This is a genomic window from Pseudomonas sp. GT1P32 (assembly GCF_054897805.1).
Window position 1 is genome coordinate 3,008,222 of record NZ_CM142704.1, and the last position, 20,169, is coordinate 3,028,390.

18 protein-coding genes are annotated in these 20,169 nt (G+C 60.8%); 11 read left to right on the plus strand and 7 right to left on the minus strand.

What is annotated here, in order from left to right:
* Positions 1-220: 220 nt before the first annotated feature.
* Complete coding sequence (locus ACYZUC_RS13810) at positions 221-2,731, minus strand: beta-agarase (RefSeq protein WP_461996340.1); 2,511 nt, start codon at positions 2,729-2,731, stop codon at positions 221-223.
* A gap of 95 nt (positions 2,732-2,826) precedes the next feature.
* Positions 2,827-4,971, minus strand: a complete 2,145-nt coding sequence (gene dinG / locus ACYZUC_RS13815) for an ATP-dependent DNA helicase DinG (RefSeq protein WP_223512269.1) — start codon at positions 4,969-4,971, stop codon at positions 2,827-2,829.
* A 99-nt stretch (positions 4,972-5,070) separates the two neighbouring features.
* On the opposite strand from dinG, the gene ACYZUC_RS13820 reads away from it, so the two are divergent.
* A complete protein-coding gene (locus tag ACYZUC_RS13820) occupies positions 5,071-5,535 on the plus strand; it encodes a CopD family protein (RefSeq protein ID WP_461996342.1) in 465 nt (154 codons plus the stop codon).
* Positions 5,536-5,649: 114 nt separating this feature from the next.
* Here ACYZUC_RS13820 and ACYZUC_RS13825 read toward each other — a convergent pair whose 3' ends face one another.
* The 4 genes from ACYZUC_RS13825 to ACYZUC_RS13840 form a co-directional block, all read right to left on the minus strand.
* Positions 5,650-6,408, minus strand: a complete 759-nt coding sequence (locus tag ACYZUC_RS13825; RefSeq protein WP_461996344.1) for a collagen-like triple helix repeat-containing protein — start codon at positions 6,406-6,408, stop codon at positions 5,650-5,652.
* Positions 6,401-6,679 carry a DUF1145 domain-containing protein gene (locus ACYZUC_RS13830; protein ID WP_008031667.1) on the minus strand — a complete coding sequence of 93 codons (279 nt, stop codon included), beginning with the start codon at positions 6,677-6,679 and terminating at the stop codon, positions 6,401-6,403. Before ACYZUC_RS13830 ends, ACYZUC_RS13825 begins: the two co-directional genes overlap by 8 nt.
* A gap of 148 nt (positions 6,680-6,827) precedes the next feature.
* Positions 6,828-7,547, minus strand: coding sequence for an OmpA family protein (locus tag ACYZUC_RS13835; protein WP_461996345.1), 720 nt, complete (start codon positions 7,545-7,547; stop codon positions 6,828-6,830).
* 89 nt (positions 7,548-7,636) lie between these two features.
* Positions 7,637-8,332 carry an OmpA family protein gene (locus ACYZUC_RS13840; RefSeq protein WP_461996347.1) on the minus strand — a complete coding sequence of 232 codons (696 nt, stop codon included), beginning with the start codon at positions 8,330-8,332 and terminating at the stop codon, positions 7,637-7,639.
* 189 nt (positions 8,333-8,521) lie between these two features.
* Between ACYZUC_RS13840 and ACYZUC_RS13845 the strand changes: the two genes are divergently transcribed.
* The 4 genes from ACYZUC_RS13845 to ACYZUC_RS13860 are packed head-to-tail and all read left to right on the plus strand — an operon-like array spanning position 8,522 to position 10,248.
* Positions 8,522-9,019: a DUF6231 family protein gene (locus ACYZUC_RS13845; RefSeq protein ID WP_008031670.1), complete on the plus strand. Its 498-nt coding sequence runs from the start codon at positions 8,522-8,524 to the stop codon at positions 9,017-9,019.
* A 4-nt stretch (positions 9,020-9,023) separates the two neighbouring features.
* Positions 9,024-9,500: a YchJ family protein gene (locus ACYZUC_RS13850; RefSeq protein ID WP_008040831.1), complete on the plus strand. Its 477-nt coding sequence runs from the start codon at positions 9,024-9,026 to the stop codon at positions 9,498-9,500.
* A 47-nt stretch (positions 9,501-9,547) separates the two neighbouring features.
* Positions 9,548-10,042: an LEA/WHy family protein gene (locus tag ACYZUC_RS13855; protein WP_461996350.1), complete on the plus strand. Its 495-nt coding sequence runs from the start codon at positions 9,548-9,550 to the stop codon at positions 10,040-10,042.
* The gene (locus ACYZUC_RS13860; protein ID WP_007906737.1) at positions 10,039-10,248 is read left to right on the plus strand and encodes an SEC-C metal-binding domain-containing protein; all 210 of its coding nucleotides are present in this window, start codon (positions 10,039-10,041) and stop codon (positions 10,246-10,248) included. Before ACYZUC_RS13855 ends, ACYZUC_RS13860 begins: the two co-directional genes overlap by 4 nt.
* A gap of 186 nt (positions 10,249-10,434) precedes the next feature.
* Here ACYZUC_RS13860 and ACYZUC_RS13865 read toward each other — a convergent pair whose 3' ends face one another.
* Positions 10,435-10,992 (minus strand): cysteine hydrolase family protein, encoded by a 558-nt coding sequence (locus ACYZUC_RS13865; RefSeq protein ID WP_461996352.1) that lies wholly within the window; start codon positions 10,990-10,992, stop codon positions 10,435-10,437.
* A gap of 1,249 nt (positions 10,993-12,241) precedes the next feature.
* On the opposite strand from ACYZUC_RS13865, the gene ACYZUC_RS13870 reads away from it, so the two are divergent.
* From ACYZUC_RS13870 to ACYZUC_RS13895, 6 genes are all read left to right on the plus strand, one after another.
* Positions 12,242-14,692: a penicillin acylase family protein gene (locus ACYZUC_RS13870; protein WP_461996354.1), complete on the plus strand. Its 2,451-nt coding sequence runs from the start codon at positions 12,242-12,244 to the stop codon at positions 14,690-14,692.
* Between the two features lie 188 nt (positions 14,693-14,880).
* Positions 14,881-15,915 carry a ligase-associated DNA damage response exonuclease gene (locus tag ACYZUC_RS13875; RefSeq protein WP_461996356.1) on the plus strand — a complete coding sequence of 345 codons (1,035 nt, stop codon included), beginning with the start codon at positions 14,881-14,883 and terminating at the stop codon, positions 15,913-15,915.
* Positions 15,912-17,600 carry an ATP-dependent DNA ligase gene (locus ACYZUC_RS13880; RefSeq protein ID WP_461996357.1) on the plus strand — a complete coding sequence of 563 codons (1,689 nt, stop codon included), beginning with the start codon at positions 15,912-15,914 and terminating at the stop codon, positions 17,598-17,600. Before ACYZUC_RS13875 ends, ACYZUC_RS13880 begins: the two co-directional genes overlap by 4 nt.
* Positions 17,601-17,889: 289 nt before the next feature.
* Entirely contained in the window at positions 17,890-18,672 is a 783-nt protein-coding gene (locus tag ACYZUC_RS13885; RefSeq protein WP_407012169.1) for a transporter substrate-binding domain-containing protein, read from the plus strand.
* A gap of 56 nt (positions 18,673-18,728) precedes the next feature.
* Entirely contained in the window at positions 18,729-19,457 is a 729-nt protein-coding gene (locus ACYZUC_RS13890) for an ABC transporter permease (protein WP_461996359.1), read from the plus strand.
* A complete protein-coding gene (locus ACYZUC_RS13895; RefSeq protein ID WP_461996361.1) occupies positions 19,454-20,164 on the plus strand; it encodes an ABC transporter permease in 711 nt (236 codons plus the stop codon). Before ACYZUC_RS13890 ends, ACYZUC_RS13895 begins: the two co-directional genes overlap by 4 nt.
* Positions 20,165-20,169: the final 5 nt, after the last annotated feature.

Genomic DNA, 20,169 nt, shown 5'->3' on the forward strand with positions numbered 1-20,169 from the left:
TTCTACAAAGTGGCCGGCATTGTTCCAGCCATTGAAGGTTTTGGGAACAGGGTTGGGCCGGGCGGTCGGTTCGGCCAAGCACTGATCAGAAATTTATGGTGTTCGTGCGGACGCCTTCGCGGGCAAGCCTCGCTCCTACAGGTTGGCGGTGTTCCTTGTAGGAGCGAGCGGGCGGCGATCCGACTTGCCCGCGAAGAACGATAACGCGGTAGATCAGGCCTTAATGACCATTCCCCGAATGCCCACCCGCCTGCCCGGCGCCCTTCCCCGGGCCTTTACCGGCTTCAGCTTTTCGCCCGCCTTCGGCATCGTGACTGGCTTTATCCGCTTCAGCCTTGGCCTTCTCGGCCTCTTTGCCCAACTGATCAACGGCCGCCAGGTTGCTCTTGCGCACGCTGTCGACGAAGCCCTGAAACGGCAGATCGGTAATGCCGACCAAACCAAAGTGCCCGTTTTCACCGTCCAGCAGACGACCGGTCACTGGTTGATCGAGATACTGGAACCAGTGCACACCGACAATCGACGGCTCGCTCAGCGCCTGTTTCAGGAAATTGGCGTAAGCCGGACCGCGATCCTCTTCCTTCGCCAGTTGCGTCACGCCGCCCCAGAACGGGCCGCGATCGGCCGAGCCGAAGTTGAATTCGGTGATCAGCACCGGTTTGTCCAGGCTGCGCAATTTGGCGAAGTCGTAACCGTCCTGCGGTTGCAGGGTGTACATGTTGAAGCTCAGCACGTCGCAATACTGCGCACAGGACTCCACGGCTTCCGGGGTGCTGATGGCGAAGCGGCCGCCCAGCAACAGCTGATTCGGTGCGTGCCACTTGAGCGAGTCGGAAATGGTTTTGAAGTACGTGTCAGCGAAGACCTTCTGGAAGTATTTGAAGTCGGCTTCGATTTCCGGGTACTCGGCGCTCGGCAGCGGCGGCACGAAGCCCGGGTCTTCCATCAATTCCCAGGCCGGCAAGTCGATGCCCCAGGCTTTGGACAGGCCTGCCTGATTGCGGTACTTGTCGCGCAATTGCTTGAGGAACGCGCGCTTGGCCGGCACGTCAGTGGTCATTTTCAAGGTGCCGTAGGCCAGCGCGTAGCGGGCTTTCGGGTCGTCACCAGGACCGGCCCAGGCCAGTTCGTTATCGGCGAAGTAACCGATCAGCCAAGGATCGTCGCGATGATCGCGGGCGGCGATGGCCACGGCGCGCTCGGTGGCCATAGCGAAACGCGGGTCGAACGGGTCAGGCATGCCGCCCCACCAGTCGGTGCCGGTGCTGATGCTGGCGTAATCGCCGACGATCGACAGCGGCAAGGTGTAGGGCACGCGGTCCGCGTTGCCCAGCGCCGGGGCGCTCCAGTTGCCGATGGTGTTGAAGCCCCAGGCTTGCAGGCGATCCAGGGTGTGGCTGGCCCAGCGTTGTTCATCAATCACTGCGGTGCAAGGTTCGGCGGGTTTCTGCTCGACCGCTTTCGCGACAGCCGCTTCCTCTGCGCCGGCCTTGGCGGCTTCGGCAACACCGGCTTCGGCCGTGGAAGGAACGACGGGTTGTTCAGCGGTCTTCTCGACCGTCGCCTCAACCGCGTCGGCCTTGGCCGCTTCGGCGACACCGGCCTTGGTGTCGCTGCCCGGTGTGCAAGGGGCGCCATACAGACGCTGCAGGTTCGCGCCATAGAAATCGTACCAGCGCCCGGCGTTGTAGCCACGGCCCTGATCGACGCCATTGCCACCCCGGTTGTCGCCTTCGCCAAAGTGACTGGCCAGCGATTCTTCAGGTTTAGGCAACGATTCGAACATCCACTCGCGACCGGCGATGTAGGTCTGGTTGACGTCCGGCGTAACGGTGTTGACCCCGAGCGAATAAAACGGATGGCCTTCCGGGGTCACCAGATACCAGCGACCGTCACGTTTTTCGCTTCGGAAAAAACCGCTGGCCTTGAACGACGGGCCTTTTATCCAGCCACCGAACTTGTCCAGCGACGACTTCTCGCGCTCGGCCAGCCAGGTTTTGGTTTGTTGCTGTTCCTTGGCGGCGGCGCTTTTCAGTTGCTCGTCGCTGCTGACCTTCTCCGGCCATTTGGTACGGGTCGACTGACCGAAAGCGTCCACCAGGCCGCCATAAACGGCTTGGGTGACCGCCTCGCCTTCCTGCACGCCAAAGCGTTCCAGCAGGATGCTTTGAGCGACTTTCGGCTGATCCATCGACAACGTCACCGACACCACCTGGCTGCGATCCAGCTCACCGGCGCTGCTGGCCAACAGGATGCGTTGACCGTCGACAGTCATCGGCATCGGCGGACCGGCCTTCATGCCCAGGCTCAGCGGCGAGCTCGGCTGCAACGGCACCAGCAGCGTCTGCGCAGGGCCCGCCGGCAGATCCACGCGGCTGATCAGCGTCTTGCCGTCGTTGCTCTGGATTTTCACGAAGAGGGTCACGGCCCAGTTCATCGCGCTTTGAATACGCAGGCTCATCACGCCGGACTGCGACCAGTCCCAGGCCCCGGTTTGCGGGGTCAGGCGCAGGGTTGGCTGGGCCACCGGGTTGAACGTCACCCGGCGCAGCACTTCGCCTTCGGCCGTTTGCTCTGCATTGGATTGCGGCAGGCTGGCGTCCTGAGTCGCCACCTGGACCACGTCGGCGGGGCGCACAAAGTTGAACAGCGTCTGCTGGCCTGCGGGAGCGGCGAGCAAAGGCGTGGTGAACAACAAGGCAAAAACAGCAGGCAACGAACGGCGAATCATGAGAACGAAAATCTCCCTAACGACCAACAATGGCCAGTGGAAAAGCGATGGCAGAGAGATAGACAACGCGGCGGGCAGATTTGCCCACCGTCGTATCAGGAAATTTCTCGACGGAATGGCGGCAACGCATTGAGGATCGCTTTGCCGTAACGCTGGGTGACCAGGCGCCGGTCGAGCAAGGTGATGGTGCCGCGGTCCTCTTCGGTACGCAGCAAGCGACCGCAGGCCTGGACCAGTTTCAGCGAGGCGTCCGGTACGGAGATCTCCATGAACGGATTGCCGCCCCGCGCTTCGATCCATTCAGCCAGTGCCGCTTCGACCGGATCATCGGGCACCGAGAATGGAATCTTCGCGATCACCACGTGCTCGCAGTACGCACCGGGCAAGTCGACCCCTTCGGCGAAACTCGCCAGGCCGAACAGCACGCTGGAATCGCCGCCATCGACGCGCGCCTTGTGCTTGTTCAGGGTTTCCTGTTTCGACAGGTTGCCTTGAATGAACACTTGCTTGCGCCAGTCGCGGTCGAGACCGTCGAACACGTCCTGCATCTGCTTGCGCGAGGAGAACAGCACCAGCGTGCCGCGCGAGCCTTCGACCAGCTGAGGCAGATCACGAATGATCGCCGCGGTATGGGCCGGTGCATCACGTGGATCGGCTTTCAGGTCCGGCACTCGCAGTACACCGGCATCGGCATGATGGAACGGGCTCGGGACCACGGCGGTCACGGCTTTTTTCGGCAGGCCGGCGCGCATGCGGAAGCGGTCGAAGGTGCCGAGTGCGGTCAGGGTCGCCGAGGTTACCAGCGCACCATAAGCGACGTTCCACAGGTTGCGCCGCAGCATTTCCGCCGCGAGGATCGGGCTGGCGTTGACTTCGATGTCGAACAGCGAGCCGCTTTCGGCCAGGGTCAGCCAGCGCGCCATGGGCGGGTTGTCTTCCGGGTCTTCGGCGGTGAATGCAACCCACAACTCCCAGTTGCCCGAAGAGCGCGACAACAGGCTGCCGAACAGCGGATACCACTCTTCGGCCTGGTTGCTGGCGATGCCGATGTTGACCTCGCCGTCCATGCCTTCCTTGAGCAACTCGGTAAGCCGGGTGAACAGGTCGGTTAGACGGGCAAAACCCTTTTTCAGCTCGATGCCCATTTCGCGCATGTGCTCGGGAATCACCCCGCCGACGAAGCGGTGACGTGGTCGTTCGCGACCTTCGACGTCTTCGCCGGGTTTGAAATCGGCAGCCTGTTCGCAGGCGGTAAACATGAATTGCTGCTGGGTCTTGATCTCACGGGCCAGCTCCGGCACCTGTTCGATCAACTTGCCCAGGTCGCCCGGCAGCGGATGCTGGGCGAGCAATTTGGTGAGGTTCTTGGCGGTGGTTTCCAGCCAGTCGGCGGTGGAGCGCAGGCGCGTGTAATGGGCGAAGTGGCCGATGGCCTTGTCCGGCAGGTGGTGACCTTCGTCGAACACGTAGATGGTGTCGCGCGGATCGGGCAAAACGGCGCCGCCGCCAAGGGCCAGGTCCGCCAGGACCATGTCGTGGTTGGTGACGATCACGTCAACCTTGCCCATGCCTTCGCGGGCCTTGTAGAAGGCGCACTGGCCGAAGTTCGGGCAATGGCGGTTGGTGCACTGGCTGTGATCGGTGGTCAGGCGCGCCCAATCGGCGTCTTCCAGGGCGGTGGACCAACTGTCGCGGTCGCCGTCCCACTTATTGCCGGCGAGCTTCTCGATCATGCTGGTGAACAGCTTCTGACTGGCCTCATCGACCTCGATCTTGAAACCTTCTTCTTCGAACAGCTGCGCGGTAGCGGTTTGTGCGTGACCTTCCTGGAGCAACATGTCGAGCTTGGACAGGCACATGTAGCGCCCGCGGCCCTTGGCCAGGGCGAAGCTGAAATTCAGCCCGCTGTTGCGCATCAGGTCGGGCAGATCCTTGTAGACGATCTGTTCTTGCAGGGCCACGGTGGCCGTGGCGATCACCAGGCGTTTACCAGCGGCTTTCGCGGTCGGGATCGCCGCAAGGCTGTAGGCCACGGTCTTGCCGGTACCGGTGCCGGCTTCCACCGCGACAATCGCGGGGTCGCCACTGCGCCGGCCTTCGTCGTCGGTGTCGATGTCACCGAGGACCTTGGCAATTTCGGCGATCATCAGGCGTTGGCCGTAGCGCGGCTTGAGGCTCTTGGCTTCGAGAAAACGCGAGTAGGCGCCCTGGATCGTGGTTTTGAGTTCAGTGCTGATCATGGATTGTCGGGCGCAAAAAACGCTGGATAAATTTTCAGTGGTTCGGTTCGGCGGCTATCATACCGCGCTAATTAATCCCGCGCAGAACGGAGTACCCCAATGACACCTTTTGGCATCGTTTACACCCTGCATGTCCTGTCCGCCCTGGTGTGGGTCGGCGGCATGTTTTTCGCCTGGATGGTGCTGCGTCCTGCGGCCATGAAGGCGCTGGAAGGCCCGGCCCGGTTGAAGCTGTGGGTTGAAGTGTTTCAAGGTTTTTTCCGCTGGGTCTGGGTCGCGGTGGTGCTGTTGCCGGTCAGCGGTGTCGGCATGATTCATCTGCACTACAGCGGTTTTGAAACCGCGCCGCGTTATGTGCAGGTGATGATGGGCTTGTACGTGGTGATGACCGCGCTGTTTATCCGGATTCAGGCGTTGCTGTTGCCGGAATTGCGCACGGCGGTGACGGCGCAGGATTGGCCGACGGGGGCTGCGGTGCTGGGGAGGATTCGCAAGTTGGTGGGGATTAATCTGATTGTGGGGTTGGTGCTGGTGGCCATCGCCTCGGCTCGGCCGATGTTTTAAAAGCCAAAAGCTTCGCGGGCAAGCCTCGCTCCTACAATGGACAGCGTGATCCCTGTAGGAGCGAGGCTTGCCCGCGAAGGCAATCGATTAGACGACACACATTTCAGAAATGGATTACAACCGCTGAACCGTCACCGAACCCGCCGCGCCCGCAGGCCCCGGCTGGCCGTCAACGCCAGGCTTGCCGCTCTTGCCGCCATCGGCCTTGTAGACGAAGCACCCCTTGGCCTTGCCGCCCGCCCCCGGCTTGCCGCCAGGACCGGCCAGACCACCCGCACCGCCGGCGACCTGAACCTTGATCTGCTCCGCCGGATAATCACGTGGTACTTCCAGCCTGACCAGCGCACCCGGCGCACCCGGCTGACCATCGCTGCCATCGCTGCCATCGGCCCCGCGACCGGCCTGGCCCCAGGTGCAGCCTGGTGCCTGACCGTTGGCGCCGTCGAGGCCGACAAACCCCGGCGCGCCTGCGCCGCCGCGAGCGTCAACCAACAACTGCGGTGCATTCAGCGCCTTGATCTGCACATTCAGGTTGCGTCCCGAGCGGGCCGCCTTGAGGTAAGTACCCGGTGCGCCGCGAGCGGTAATCTGACTGCCTTCGGACAATTGCGCACGGCTGACCTTCAACTCCAGCGCCGTTTCGCCGGGCACGATGGCGATCCGCGCTTCACGCCCCAGGCGCAATTCGCCGACGCTGACTTCGGTCACGTTCGAGGGAATCAGCAACGTGCCGTAATCGGCCACTTCCAGGCGTTCCAGCTGCAAGGTGCTGGCGGTATTGGGCAAGCGCATCAGCGAGTTGGTTTCGACGCTGACCACCTGGGCGCAGGCGAATGGGCTGACGAGTGCGGCGAGCAGACAGAGTTTACGCATGGGAAGCCTTCGGTACGGCAGGAGCCGGAATGGTTTGCAGGTGGAAAACACCGAAAAAGACAATCTTCAAGCGATCACGCCAAGGGTGGGCGCGGCCCCGGAGACTGCGGAAACAGAACACCGCCTCAAGAAGATGAAGGAACGCCAGCAGGCCGCCGGCCAGATTGACCAACAGGTGCAGCGGATTGACAAAGGGCATCAGCAGATTGACCAACACCACCAGCCAGAACAGCAGGGTCAACAGCTTACCCAGCCCCCAAAACACCTTCATACGCCCCCCCGTTGAGAATTATTCTTTGCGCGCACAGTAACGGCTTCCACGCGGGATAAGCCAGAGGGCAACAGAAAATTCTTCATGAAGGCCGCCGAATGGCCGTCGGTGCCACTGTAATCATTGCCCGACGGCTCTATCACGGGGCTCAGCGATTGATGTGCAATTCCACGCGACGGTTTTTCGCGCGGCCTTCTTCTGTTTCGTTATCGGCCACCGGCTCGCTTTCGCCCCGGCCTTCGCTGGTGAGTTTGTTCGGCGCCAGGCCCATGCCCAGCAAGTAAGCCGCCACGCTGCTCGCGCGTCGTTCAGAGAGTGCCTGGTTATAGGCGTCGGAACCTTTGCTGTCGGTATGACCGATCACTTTGATGCTGACCACATCGGCGTTTTGCAGTTTGGGTATGAACGAGTCCAGCTGACTTTGCGCCGAGGGCGTCAGGTCGGACTTGTTGAACGCAAACAACACATCGCCCGCATCGCTCAGAGTGATGACTTCAGATTGTGCAGGTTCAGCGGGATTCACACTGGCCGGGTATTGCGGCAGCGGACAACCATGATGTTCGACCGGAGTATTGGCCGGTGTATCCGGGCAGCGATCGCGTCGATCGAAGACACCATCGCCATCTTCGTCGCCATCCTGCGCGTAGCAGATCAGGCCACCGGTCAAGATACCAAGCGCCGCTCCACCGGCCGCCCAACCGCCACTTTCGATAGCGCCCAGGCCTCCACCGACCAGGCCGCCGATAACGCTGCAGATCGGCCAGGTACGTTGATTGAGGGGGGCAGTGCCATCACTGTGAGTAGCGCAACCGGTCAACAGGCTGCCAAGCAGCAGAACCGGCCAGACGGTCCGTGTGGGAAGGCTCATGGTGAAAGCTCCTGTGTTACCGGCCGATGCCGGTTACACAGGAGTAAAGACCCGCATCCGTGACTGCACAAGCCACGGATGCGAGGGATCTAGCGTTGGATTTTGATTTCGGTGCGACGGTTCTGTGCACGGCCGTCGGCGGTTTTGTTATCGGCCACCGGCTGACTTTCACCGGCACCGGAAACAGACACGAAGTTGCTGCGCGGCACGCCTTCCTGAATGAGGTACTCAACCACCGAGTGAGCGCGTTTATCCGACAGTTTCTGGTTGTAGGTATCACTGCCCACGCTGTCAGTATGGCCAGTAACGGTCAACTGAGCAGTAGGGGCTTCCGCTTTCAAACGAGTGGCGATCTTATCGAGCACCTGTTTGTCAGAAGGCGTGAGTGTGGCTTTGTCGAACTGGAAGTGAACATCGCGGATGACGATGGTTTCTTCCTTGACCACAACCGCCTCTTCAACCACTGGCGCAGGGACTGGTGGTGGGCAACCGTCGGCATCGACCTTCACGCCTCTAGGCGTACCCGGGCACTTGTCGCGGCTGTCCGGCACGCCATCGCCGTCTTCGTCGCCATCACCGTGAACCCAGCAATAGGCAGCGGCCGTACCGCCAACCAGCAGAGCGCCGTACCCTGCCCATGCCGAGCTCTCGGTCGCGCCGAGACCCGCACCGACTACACCGCCGACTGCCGCACAGGTCGGCCAGTCGGTTTTCTGCAAACCTGCGCAACCAGTCAACACACTGGTTAGCAGAACCAAGGGTAATGCTGTCCGAACTATGCTCATCTAGTTTTCTCCTGAGGGATCGGCTTAGAACCGATTCAGGTAGTAAAGACCCGAGCTTTAATCTCCGCCAGCAATAGGCCATTGCAGTTTTATCCAGTGTTCACGGCTGATCGACACTTTTAGCGCGACGGCGCTCTATATCTGGACCTTCGGGCAGGCTAGTCTTGGCGCTCTGATTGAGGATCTTCGATGATTTCAGGTATTTCTTCGCGCACGCCCCAGCAGGCGCTGGCCGCTTTGCTGGATCGTTATGCCCCGCTCCGCCTGTTGCTGATCGGCGCGAGCGAATTCCCCGCGCTGGAAGCATTCAAGCTGGCGCACCCGGACACCTGCGTCGCCCACGCGGCGCCCGGACCGTTGCCGGCCGAACTGGCGGCACGCCGCTTTGATCTGGCGCTGGTGGTCGATTGCCTCGAACACTTGCCCAAACGCGATGGCCTGAATTTGCTCGGCGGCATCCGCAACCTCAATGCCAGTCGCATTGCGGTGCTGGCGGATTTGCCGGCCAGTGGCTGGCAGGAGACGGATTTTTTCTCCCTGGCCCTGCAAGCCAGCGAACGCTTCCAGCGCGACGAGCAAGTACTGACCCTGTTCACCTACGATCTGCTTGACTACAAACAAGTCCCCGACTGGCTCAACTCACGGTTCTGGGCCAATCCGGAAAACTTCGGGAAATACTGGTGGTAACGCAATGAGTACATCCATTTGCCCTTGCGGCAGCGGCACCCTGCTGGACGCCTGCTGCGGTCATTACCATGCCGGGCATCCGGCGCCTTGTGCCGAAGCGTTGATGCGTTCGCGCTACAGCGCTTATGTGTTGGGCCTGATCGATTACCTGGTTGCGACCACCCTGCCCGCGCAGCAGTCCGGCCTCGATCGTCAGTCCATCAGCGACTGGAGCGCGCAAAGCACCTGGCTCGGCCTGGAGGTGGAAAGCTCCGAAGTGTTCGGCGGTCAACCGGAACACGCGTTCGTGACCTTTACCGCGCGTTGGCACGATGGCAGCGGCGAACACAGCCACCGCGAGCGCTCGTCGTTCGTGCAGAACGCCGGCCACTGGTACTTCATCGACCCCACCGTGCCACTCAAGGCCGGACGCAACGATGCCTGCCCATGTGCCAGCGGGCAGAAGTTCAAGAAGTGTTGTGCGGGGTATTTCGCCAGTTGAGGTGATTCGTGAAGGGCTAGACTGGGGATCAAGGGAGAAACACAACCATGATCAGCCGACGTCACGTCCTGCATATGCTCACCCTGCTCCTGTTTCTCGGACTCGGCGGCTGTGCGTCCTGGTTCAGCGACGATGAACCGGAACCTGAAGTGCATCTGGTCAAGGTCGAAGTGGTCCGGGCGAAACTGATGGAGCAACGTTTCCTGTTGTTCTTTCGCGTCGACAACCCGCGCGACAGTGACCTGACGGTGCGCGGCCTCGAATACCGGATTCACCTGGGTGAAATGCTGCTGACCGAAGGCGAGCACGAACACTGGTTTACGGTCAGCCCCAAGCACAGCGCGTATTTCAAAGTGCCGATCCGCACCAACCTGTGGCCCAAGGTTCGGGAGCTGGTGAAACTGTTGAAAAAACCCGAGCAACCTATCCCCTATCGCCTGGAAGGTGAGCTGGAAACCGGTGTGTTCATCGCGCACTACGTGCACCTGGCGCGCAAAGGCGTGATAATCCCCGCCGATTTAATTCCGGAGCACACCCGATGACCCAGCAACCCCACGTCCATGGTCCTGACTGCAACCACGATCATGACCATCACGACCACCATGATCACGACCATGGCCATGTCCACGGCCCGAACTGCGGCCACGCTCACCAGGAGCCGGTGCGCAACGCCCTGAAGGACGTCGGCCGCAACGACCCTTGCCCATGCGGCAACGGCAAGAAATTCAAGAAGTGCCACGGCGCTTGATGCTTCGGGCGATGTTTTTCATCGCCTGTTGAATCGCTTCGCCGGCAAGCCGGTCTCGCCCCCACACTGGATTCGTGAATGACACCATCCCCTGTAGGAGCGAGGCTTGCCCGCGAAAAAGGCACCGCGGTTATTCAGGCAAACCGCGTCATCTTCTTCGCGGGCAAGCCTCGCTCCTACAGTCATTCAGTCAGTCATCAAGATTTGTGCTGTGTTCACGACCGTGGCGTATTCGCCGTGCAGATTGCCTAGCGACATCGCATGCACCTCTTCGGCTGAATGCGCATTGCCGAAATAATCCGCCTTGTCGAACGTGAAGCACGCATCCTCCGCCACCCACGTATCAAACCCCAGGTTACCGGCCGTTCGCGCCGTGGACTCCACCGAGTTGTGGGTCGCGACGCCCACGATGACCAACTGATCGATCCCCGCCTCTCGCAAACTAGCCTCCAGCGCCGTCGCACAAAACGCATCCGGCACCTGTTTCTGAATCAGTTGCTCGCCGGCCAATGGCTGGAACCGCTCTTGAAACTCCACGCCAGATTGCTGCGGCCAGAACACTGAGTCCGGTGAACGGGACAGGTGCTGTACGTGGATCACCGGCCGCCCGGTTCGCCGCCAGAGCCCCAGCAAATCCAGAATCCGCGCCTCGGCCTGAGGATTATTTCGCCGGCCAAGCCTTGGCTCCAAAATGCCTTTTTGTTGATCGATGATGATCAGTGCTGCGTTGGTCTTGAGCTCCATGCCGACTTTTCTCACGCGAGGTTATTGAGTTTCACGCACTTGAGCATCACCGCCTCCTACAGGCAAGCCCTCGATCGCAAACGGGACGACCTGATGCTCGCGGTTGCTGTCCGAACTTCACGATGCCGCAATGAATACAGCAAGGTGAATTCGCCTAAGGTTTGAGAGTGATCGATTGGGTGTATATCCGTTTCTTCGGTAACGGCGGCTATTGGTTTCGCCCTTACGGCGAGTCACTTGGAGAAGCGCCAAGTAACCAAGCGCTCTTGCCCCTTTCGTTCGGTGGCTCGCTAATGCTCGCCATGCCCTCGCTCCGGTCCTGCTCCGTGGGCCCGCCGCCATCGGCCATCCATGGCCGGGGGCGGCTAACCCGGCATCCATGCCGGGTTGCCCACTGCGCAGAACCTGCGCTCGGCCTCTCGAGGGGGCGTGTACCTCAAGATCAAAAGCTGAAGGCGAGCTAACGCTCGGCCTGATGAGTGGTGAAAATCAAAAGCAAACGCAGATCCCTGTAGGAGCCGGCTTGCCGGCGATGGCGGAGGGTCAGTCGACGCATTTATCGCCTGAAAGGACGCCATCGCCAGCAAGCTGGCTCCTACAAGGGAAATGCAGATGTGTTTGGATAGATACGATCAACTGTAGGAGCCGGCTTGCTGCGGGCGGCGTTCCGACGATAGCGGTGGGTCAGTCAACGTGTGCATTGACTGGACGGACGCCATCGCCAGCAAGCCGGCTCCTACAGGGGAATGTGTAAACATCCAAAATGGGTGGGGCCACCACAGTGTGGGAGCGCGCGCACGACCGAAGAGCCAGGTCGGCTTTCAGGCCGCCTCGGCTGCTGTGGCGGTAGTCGCCCCCTCGAGAGGCCGAGTGCAGGTTCTACGCAGTGGGCAACCCGGCATGGATGCCGGGTTAGCCGCGCACGGCCAGGGATGGCCGATCGCGGCGGGCCCACGGAGCAGGACCGGAGCGAGGGTATGGCGAGCATTAGCGAGCCACCGAACGAAAGGGGCAAAAGCGCTTGGTTACTTGGCGCTTCTCCAAGTGACTCGCCGTAAGGGCGAAACCAATAGCCGCCATCACCCCCAAAATGGATATGTACCCCGAGCCAAAAAACAACAGCATCAACCCTAACCATCACGGTTTATCCGACAAATCCTGAAATAACCCCCTACCCTGCTTGCGCGGCCACCTCCTGCTCTCTAACGTAGCGCCTTTACTGACGCTACCCCCCCGCAGGAGCTTTGCCATGGCCTCGCCAGCCCTCACACATTTTCTTCCCCGGTTCGGCGTTGCCGCAGCAGTGGCCGGTGTTTTGAGCCTGTCCGGTTGTCAGACCTGGAACGCCCAAGACACACTCCCGCCCACCACCGGCGTACAGCCGCTCAAAGGTCTGGCGCAAAACGTTTCGGTGCGTCGCAACGCCATGGGCGTGCCGTTGATCGAAAGCAGCAGCTTCCACGACGCGCTGTTCACCCTCGGCTATGTACACGCGAGCGACCGCATCACGCAGATGGTCACCTTGCGCCTGCTGGCCGAAGGCCGGTTGTCGGAGATGTCCGGTTCGGACCTGCTGGACGCCGACCGCTACATGCGCGCCGTCAACCTGAAGAAAAGCGCCGGCGAGTTGTACAAGGCCTCTTCGCCGCGCCTCAAACGCTTCTTCGAAGTCTATGCGCGCGGGGTCAACGCCTACCTGTTCCGCTACCGCGACAAGTTGCCAGCCGACCTCGCCGCCACCGGCTACAAACCCGAATACTGGAAACCGGAAGATTCGGCGCTGATTTTCTGCCTGCTGAACTTCAGCCAATCGGCGAACCTGCCCGAGGAAATTTCCTCGCTGGTGCTGGCCCAATCGGTCACCACCGACAAACTCCCTTGGCTGACACCGTCCGCCCCCGACGAAAAACTGCCGGTGGCCGAAGCCGAAAAACTTCAGGGCCTCAAGCTCAACGGGGCGATTCCAGGCCTCGCCGAAATCAGCAAAGCCACCGGCCAACTGTCTGACCTGAATCTGCTGGGCGCCACATCATCGAACAACTGGGCGATTGCCCCGCAACGCAGCCGCAGCGGCAAAAGCCTGCTGGCCAGCGACAGCCATGGGCCGCTGGGCGTGCCGTCGCTGTTCAGTTACGTGCAGATTCGTGCGCCGAAATACCAGGCGTCCGGCGTGACCATCGCCGGTTTGCCGATGGTGCTGGGCGGTTTCAACGGCAAAGTGGCGTGGAGCATGACATCGGTCATGGGCGACAACCAGGACCTGTTCCTGGAAAAAATCCAACGCCAGGGCAACGGTCTTTCCTACGAAGTCGGCGGCAAATGGCAGCCGGTTATCGTTCGCAACGAAACCTATTTCGTCAAAGGCCAGCGGCCGATTCGCGAAGCGGTGTACGAAACGCGCCACGGGCCGCTGCTCAACAGCGCCAAAGGCACGGCGCTGGGCAACGGTTTGGGCCTCGCGTTGCAAACACCGAACTTCACCGATGACAAATCCCTGGACGCGTTTTTCGACCTGTCTCGCGCACAAACCGTCGAGAAAGCCTCGGACGCCAGCCGTGAAATCCGTGCGATCACGCTGAACCTGGTCTTTGCCGACGCCAGCAATATTGGCTGGCAAGTCACCGGTCGTTACCCGAACCGCCGCGAAGGCGAAGGCCTGCTGCCATCGCCGGGCTGGGAAGGTCGTTATGACTGGGACGGTTACGCCGACGCGATGCTGCACCCGTACGATCAAGACCCGGCACAAGGCTGGCTCGGCACGGCCAACCAGCGGGTCATTCCCCACGGTTATGGCATGCAGCTGTCCAATTCGTGGTCGGCACCGGAGCGTGGCGAACGCATGGCTGAACTGGCCGGCGTGGGCAAACACGACACGCGTAGTGTGATTGCCATGCAATACGATCAGACCACCACGTTCGCCGCCAAACTGAAAAAGATGTTTGAAGCGCCGGGCATGGCCAAGCCACTCAAGCAGGCCATTGAAGCGTTGCCGGTGGCCGATCGCGACAAGGCGCGCGAAGCGTTTACCCGTCTGATGGCATTCGACGGCAAACTCGCCGCGACCTCTGCCGATGCAGCGATTTACGAGCTGTTCCTACAGGAAAGCGCCAAGCAAACTTTCCTCGATGAACTGGGCCCGGAAAGCAGCCCGGCGTGGAAAGCCTTTATCGCTAACGGCAAGTTGTCCTACGCGGCGCAGGCCGATCATCTGTTGGGACGTGAAGACAGCCCGTTCTGGGATGACGCGCGCACGCCACAGAAAGAAGACAAACCGGCGATTCTCGCCCGCAGCCTCGCGGCGGCCATCACTGCAGGCGACAGTCAATTGGGCGGCGATCACAAAGCCTGGCAGTGGGGCAAACTGCACCGCTATGAATGGAAGAACGCCAGTGGCCAGACCGTGCGCGGTCCGCTCGCGGCCGGCGGCGATCAAACCACGTTGAACACGGCGGCGTTCGCATGGGGCCAGGACTTCAACACCACGCTGGCACCGGCCATGCGCTTCATCGTCGATTTCGGCCAGGCCGAACCGCTGATGGGCCAGAACGGTACCGGCCAGTCGGGTAACCCGGCGAGTCCGAACTACCTCGATAGCGTTGATCCGTGGTTGAAAGGGCAATACGTGAGTCTGCCGATGCAGCCGCAGAACTTCGACAAGGTCTACGGGACCAAGCGGTTGACGCTGACACCCGGCAAATAACGCAATCCCCTGTAGGAGCAAGCTTGCTCGCGATATCGGAGTGTCAGCCGCCAACAATGGTGACTGACATGGCCTCATCGCGAGCAAGCTTGCTCCTACAAGGGTTATCGTTGCCCTTCAAATTTCGATAGAACTTCTGACCTCGCCCAAACCTCATAGCTAACAAGTCCCTCCATTTTGGTAACAACATGGATCTTGTTATCGCGCGTCCCGAAGGTTTGTACTGCCCGGCCGGGGATTTCTATATCGACCCGTGGCGGCCAGTCGAACGTTCGGTCATCACCCACGCGCACGGCGATCATGCCCGAGGCGGCAACCAGCATTATCTGGCGGCCGAGCCCGGCGAAGGCATCCTGCGCGTGCGACTGGGCCAGGACATCAATCTGCAAACCCTGGCCTATGGCGAACGGTTGCTACACCATGGCGTTACCCTGAGTTTCCACCCCGCCGGCCATGTGCTCGGTTCGGCGCAGGTGCGCCTGGAATATGGTGGAGAAGTCTGGGTCGCCTCCGGGGATTACAAAATCGAACCCGACGGCACCTGTGCGCCGTTCGAACCCGTGCGCTGCCACACCTTCATCACCGAATCGACCTTTGGCCTGCCGATCTATCGCTGGCCGCCTCAGGCGCAGGTGTTTGCCGAGATCAATCAGTGGTGGCAAGCCAATGCCGACGAAGACAAGACCAGCGTGCTGTTCTGCTACTCCTTCGGCAAGGCGCAGCGGATTCTCCACGGTATCGACGCGCGCCTCGGCCCCATTCTGGTGCACGGCGCCGTCGAGCCGCTCAACCGAGTGTATCGAGAAAGCGGCGTTTATCTGCCACCAACGATCCACGCTGGCGAGGTAAAAAAGAGCGACCCGATGATGCGCAAGGCGTTGGTCCTGGCCCCGCCCTCGGCGGGCGGCAGCACCTGGATGCGGCGCTTCGGCGATTACAGCGATGGCTTCGCCAGTGGCTGGATGCGCTTGCGCGGCACGCGTCGACGACGGGGAGTGGACCGCGGTTTTGTGTTGTCGGACCACGCCGACTGGCCAGGCCTGCTCTGGGCAATCGAACAGACCGGCGCCGAGCGCGTGATGGTCACCCACGGTTCGGTCGCGGTCCTGGTGCGCCATTTGCGCGAGCAAGGTCTCGACGCCCAGGAATTCACCACTGAGTACGGCGACGACGAGGAAGACATCACCGACACCGAACCGCAAAGCGCCGAGGTGCTGCCGTGAAGGCCTTTGCCCAGTTGTACGCCGAGCTCGACGCGACAACGTCCAGCAACGCCAAACTGGCGGCGATGCAACACTACTTCGCTCAGGCCGCCCCGGAAGACGCCGCATGGGCGGTGTACTTTTTGTCCGGCGGGCGACCTCGACAACTGGTGCCGGTGCGCATCCTGCGTGAACTCGCCGTGGCGTATTCCGGCCTGTCGCCGTGGTTGTTCGAAGAGAGTTATCAGGCGGTGGGCGATCTGGCGGAAACCATCTCGCTGGTGCTGCCCGAAGCGCCCCACAGTTCCACCGACGGTTTGGCGCTGTGGATCGAAGACAAACTGCTGCCCTTGCGCGGCGAACCTCCCGACGTGCTCGCCCAGCGATTGCCCGAACTCTGGTCGCAACTGGACCGCCCCAGCCTGATGCTCTGCATCAAACTGATCACCGGCAGTTTGCGCGTCGGCGTCTCCAAGTTGCTGGTGACCCGGGCCCTGGCAGCGATGGCGCGGCTCGACAGCAAACGCGTGGCCCAACGACTGGTGGGTTACATCGACCTGTCCAACCGTCCCAGCGCGGCCAGCTACCTGAAACTGATCGCCGCCGAGTCGGCCGATGAACACTCACAAAGGGGCGGCCAGCCTTATCCGTTTTTTCTCGCCCACGCGTTGTCGCAACCGGTGGAGCAATTCGAAACCCTGCTCGGCCCCGTCAGCAACTGGCAAGTGGAATGGAAGTGGGACGGCATCCGCGCCCAAGTGGTCAAGCGCGATGGACGACTGTGGATCTGGTCGCGCGGCGAAGAACTGGTCACCGAGCGTTTTCCCGAGCTCGACAGCCTGGTTCAAGGCCTGCCGGACGGCACGGTGATCGACGGTGAGATCGTTGCGTGGAAAACCGCACCACCGAGCGCCGAAGATGCCTTCGATCCACTGGCGCCGAACCCACCGGCGGTGCAACCGTTCGCCCTACTGCAACAGCGGATCGGCCGCAAGACCCTGGGCAAGAAAATCCTCGATGAAGTGCCGGTGGTTGTACTGGCCTTCGACTTGCTGGAATGGCAAGGCGCAGACTGGCGCAACCAGCCTCAAGCCCGGCGGCGCACCCAACTGGAGCAGGTCATCACCCAGTGCAATAACCCGGTGTTACTGCCCTCCCCAGTGTTGACCGGGAAAGACTGGCTCGACCTCGCCCGCCAACGCGAAGCCTCCCGCAGCCTCGGCGTCGAAGGCATGATGCTCAAGGCCCGGGATGCGCTGTATGGCGTCGGCCGGACCAAGGACATGGGCGTCTGGTGGAAGTGGAAAGTCGACCCGTTCAGCATCGACGCCGTGCTGATTTACGCGCAACGCGGCCATGGTCGCCGGGCCAGTCTGTACAGCGATTACACGTTCGCGGTGTGGGACAGTCCGCCCGGTGCCAGCGAGCGCACGCTGGTGCCATTCGCCAAGGCGTATTCGGGGCTCACCGACGAGGAAATGCGCCAGGTCGACAGCATCGTGCGCAAGACTACAGTGGAGACATTCGGTCCGGTGAGCAGTGTAAAACCGAGCCTGGTGTTTGAATTGGGGTTTGAGGGGATCGCTTTGTCCAAGCGCCACAAAAGCGGGATTGCGGTGCGGTTTCCGCGGATGCTTCGGTGGCGCAAAGACAAGAGCATTGACGAGGCTGACAATCTTGCCACCCTGCAGAATTTGTTGGGTTGACTCGATCCCCGGTAGGAAACGATAACTCGGTCATTCTGGATCACCGCGTCGCTCCGATCGCCAGCAAGCCGGCTCCTACAAAAGCACGACTACATGCTCAATGACGGTGCAGCTATTTCCCGGCGCCCGTTTTCGTGCATAAATCCCGTCCAGCCATTTCTTGAATCACCTTTTAAAACGCTTGTTCGGGACTCTGGTTCGGAAATTGCTACTTTCAATAGGTCTTACGCTTTCCAGTAACAATAATTCTGCGCCACAAGCGCTCATATTGGTTCTTAGGGATTGAATAATGAAAAAAGCATTGCTGACCCTTTCTGCACTGGCGTTGTGCATGGCTGCCGGCTCCGCGCTGGCCAAGGAATACAAAGAACTGCGTTTTGGCGTTGACCCATCCTACGCACCGTTCGAGTCGAAAGCGGCCGACGGTAGCCTGGTGGGCTTTGATATCGATCTGGGCAATGCCATCTGTGCCGAGCTGAAGGTCAAGTGCAAATGGGTCGAAAGCGATTTCGACGGCATGATTCCGGGCCTGAAGGCCAACAAATTCGACGGTGTGATCTCTTCGATGACCGTCACCCCGGCCCGCGAAAAAGTCATCGACTTCTCGAGCGAGCTGTTCTCCGGCCCAACCGCTTATGTGTTCAAGAAAGGTTCCGGCCTGACCGAAGACGCCGCGTCCCTGAAGGGCAAGACCGTTGGCTACGAGCAAGGCACCATTCAGGAAGCCTACGCCAAGGCCGTGCTGGACAAGGCTGGCGTGAAAACCCAGGCCTATCAGAACCAGGACCAGGTGTATTCGGACCTGAAATCGGGTCGTCTCGACGCCGCGATCCAGGACATGCTGCAAGCCGAACTGGGCTTTTTGAAGTCGCCTCAAGGCGAGGGTTTCGAAATCAGCAAGCCGGTTGACAGCGAATTGCTGCCAGCCAAAACAGCTGTCGGTATCTCGAAAGGTAACAAAGACCTCAAGGCACTTTTGGATAAAGGTATCAAAGCGTTACACGACGATGGCACCTACGCCACCATTCAGAAGAAACACTTTGGCGATCTGAATCTGTACAGCGGCAAATAATGCCCGGCGCCCATCTCGCGATGGGCGCTTTTTTCATCCGATCAGGTTGCTGATTTATGTTCGAAAACCTATTACAAAATCTGGGGCTCTCTGCCTTCAGCCTCAAGGGCTTCGGTCCGTTGCTGATGGAAGGCACCTGGATGACCATCAAATTATCGGCGTTGTCGCTGCTGGTGGCCGTGTTGCTCGGCCTGCTCGGCGCCAGTGCCAAACTGTCAAAAGTCAAACTGGTACGTGTCCCGGCGCAGGTCTACACCACGCTGATTCGCGGCGTGCCGGACCTGGTGCTGATGCTGCTGATTTTCTACAGCCTGCAAACCTGGTTGACGTCGTTCACCGATCTCATGGAATGGGAATACATCGAGATCAACCCGTTCAGCGCCGGGGTCATCACCCTGGGCTTCATTTATGGCGCGTATTTCACCGAAACCTTTCGTGGCGCGATTCTCGCGGTACCACGGGGCCAGGTCGAAGCGGCCACCGCCTATGGCCTCAAACGTGGCCAGCGGTTCTGGATCGTGGTGTTCCCGCAGATGATGCGTTTCGCCCTGCCGGGTATCGGTAACAACTGGATGGTGATGCTCAAGGCCACCGCCCTGGTGTCGATCATCGGCCTCGCCGACCTGGTCAAGGCTGCCCAGGACGCCGGCAAAAGCAGCTATCAACTGTTTTACTTCCTGGTGCTGGCTGCGCTGATTTACCTGCTGATCACCAGCGCCTCCAACTTCATCCTGCGCTGGCTTGAACGCCGCTACGCCGCTGGCTCCCGGGAGGCCGTACGATGATCGAACTCCTGCAGGAATACTGGAAACCCTTCCTTTACACCGACGGCTACAACATCACCGGCCTGGCCATGACCCTGTGGCTGCTCAGTGCGTCGATCTTCATCGGTTTCCTGGTGTCGATCCCGCTGTCCATCGCCCGGGTGTCGCCACACTTCTACATTCGCTGGCCGGTGCAGTTCTACACCTACCTGTTTCGCGGGACGCCGCTGTATATCCAGCTGCTGATTTGCTACACCGGCATCTACAGCCTGGCCGCCGTGCGTGCCCAGCCGATACTCGATGCGTTCTTTCGTGATGCGATGAACTGCACCATCCTCGCCTTCGCCCTGAACACCTGCGCCTACACCACGGAGATTTTCGCCGGGGCGATTCGCAGCATGGCCCACGGTGAAGTCGAAGCGGCCAAAGCCTACGGCCTGACCGGCTGGAAGCTCTATGCCTACGTGATCATGCCGTCAGCCCTGCGTCGCTCGCTGCCTTATTACAGCAACGAAGTGATCCTGATGCTGCACTCGACCACCGTGGCGTTCACCGCGACCATCCCGGACATCCTGAAAGTCGCGCGGGACGCCAACTCGGCGACCTTCCTGACCTTCCAGTCGTTCGGCATCGCCGCGCTGATCTACCTGACCGTCACCTTTGCGCTGGTCGGCCTGTTCCGCCTCGCCGAACGCCGATGGCTGGCCTTCCTCGGGCCGACCCACTAGGACTT

Bases quoted from the DNA above. Each gene is read 5' to 3' on its own strand.
- ACYZUC_RS13810 (WP_461996340.1), bottom strand. From the start codon at position 2,731: ATGATTCGCCGTTCGTTGCCTGCTGTTTTTGCCTTGTTGTTCACCACG.
- dinG (WP_223512269.1), bottom strand. From the start codon at position 4,971: ATGATCAGCACTGAACTCAAAACCACGATCCAGGGCGCCTACTCGCGT.
- ACYZUC_RS13820 (WP_461996342.1), top strand. From the start codon at position 5,071: ATGACACCTTTTGGCATCGTTTACACCCTGCATGTCCTGTCCGCCCTG.
- ACYZUC_RS13825 (WP_461996344.1), bottom strand. From the start codon at position 6,408: ATGCGTAAACTCTGTCTGCTCGCCGCACTCGTCAGCCCATTCGCCTGC.
- ACYZUC_RS13830 (WP_008031667.1), bottom strand. From the start codon at position 6,679: ATGAAGGTGTTTTGGGGGCTGGGTAAGCTGTTGACCCTGCTGTTCTGG.
- ACYZUC_RS13835 (WP_461996345.1), bottom strand. From the start codon at position 7,547: ATGAGCCTTCCCACACGGACCGTCTGGCCGGTTCTGCTGCTTGGCAGC.
- ACYZUC_RS13840 (WP_461996347.1), bottom strand. From the start codon at position 8,332: ATGAGCATAGTTCGGACAGCATTACCCTTGGTTCTGCTAACCAGTGTG.
- ACYZUC_RS13845 (WP_008031670.1), top strand. From the start codon at position 8,522: ATGATTTCAGGTATTTCTTCGCGCACGCCCCAGCAGGCGCTGGCCGCT.
- ACYZUC_RS13850 (WP_008040831.1), top strand. From the start codon at position 9,024: ATGAGTACATCCATTTGCCCTTGCGGCAGCGGCACCCTGCTGGACGCC.
- ACYZUC_RS13855 (WP_461996350.1), top strand. From the start codon at position 9,548: ATGATCAGCCGACGTCACGTCCTGCATATGCTCACCCTGCTCCTGTTT.
- ACYZUC_RS13860 (WP_007906737.1), top strand. From the start codon at position 10,039: ATGACCCAGCAACCCCACGTCCATGGTCCTGACTGCAACCACGATCAT.
- ACYZUC_RS13865 (WP_461996352.1), bottom strand. From the start codon at position 10,992: ATGGAGCTCAAGACCAACGCAGCACTGATCATCATCGATCAACAAAAA.
- ACYZUC_RS13870 (WP_461996354.1), top strand. From the start codon at position 12,242: ATGGCCTCGCCAGCCCTCACACATTTTCTTCCCCGGTTCGGCGTTGCC.
- ACYZUC_RS13875 (WP_461996356.1), top strand. From the start codon at position 14,881: ATGGATCTTGTTATCGCGCGTCCCGAAGGTTTGTACTGCCCGGCCGGG.
- ACYZUC_RS13885 (WP_407012169.1), top strand. From the start codon at position 17,890: ATGAAAAAAGCATTGCTGACCCTTTCTGCACTGGCGTTGTGCATGGCT.
- ACYZUC_RS13890 (WP_461996359.1), top strand. From the start codon at position 18,729: ATGTTCGAAAACCTATTACAAAATCTGGGGCTCTCTGCCTTCAGCCTC.
- ACYZUC_RS13895 (WP_461996361.1), top strand. From the start codon at position 19,454: ATGATCGAACTCCTGCAGGAATACTGGAAACCCTTCCTTTACACCGAC.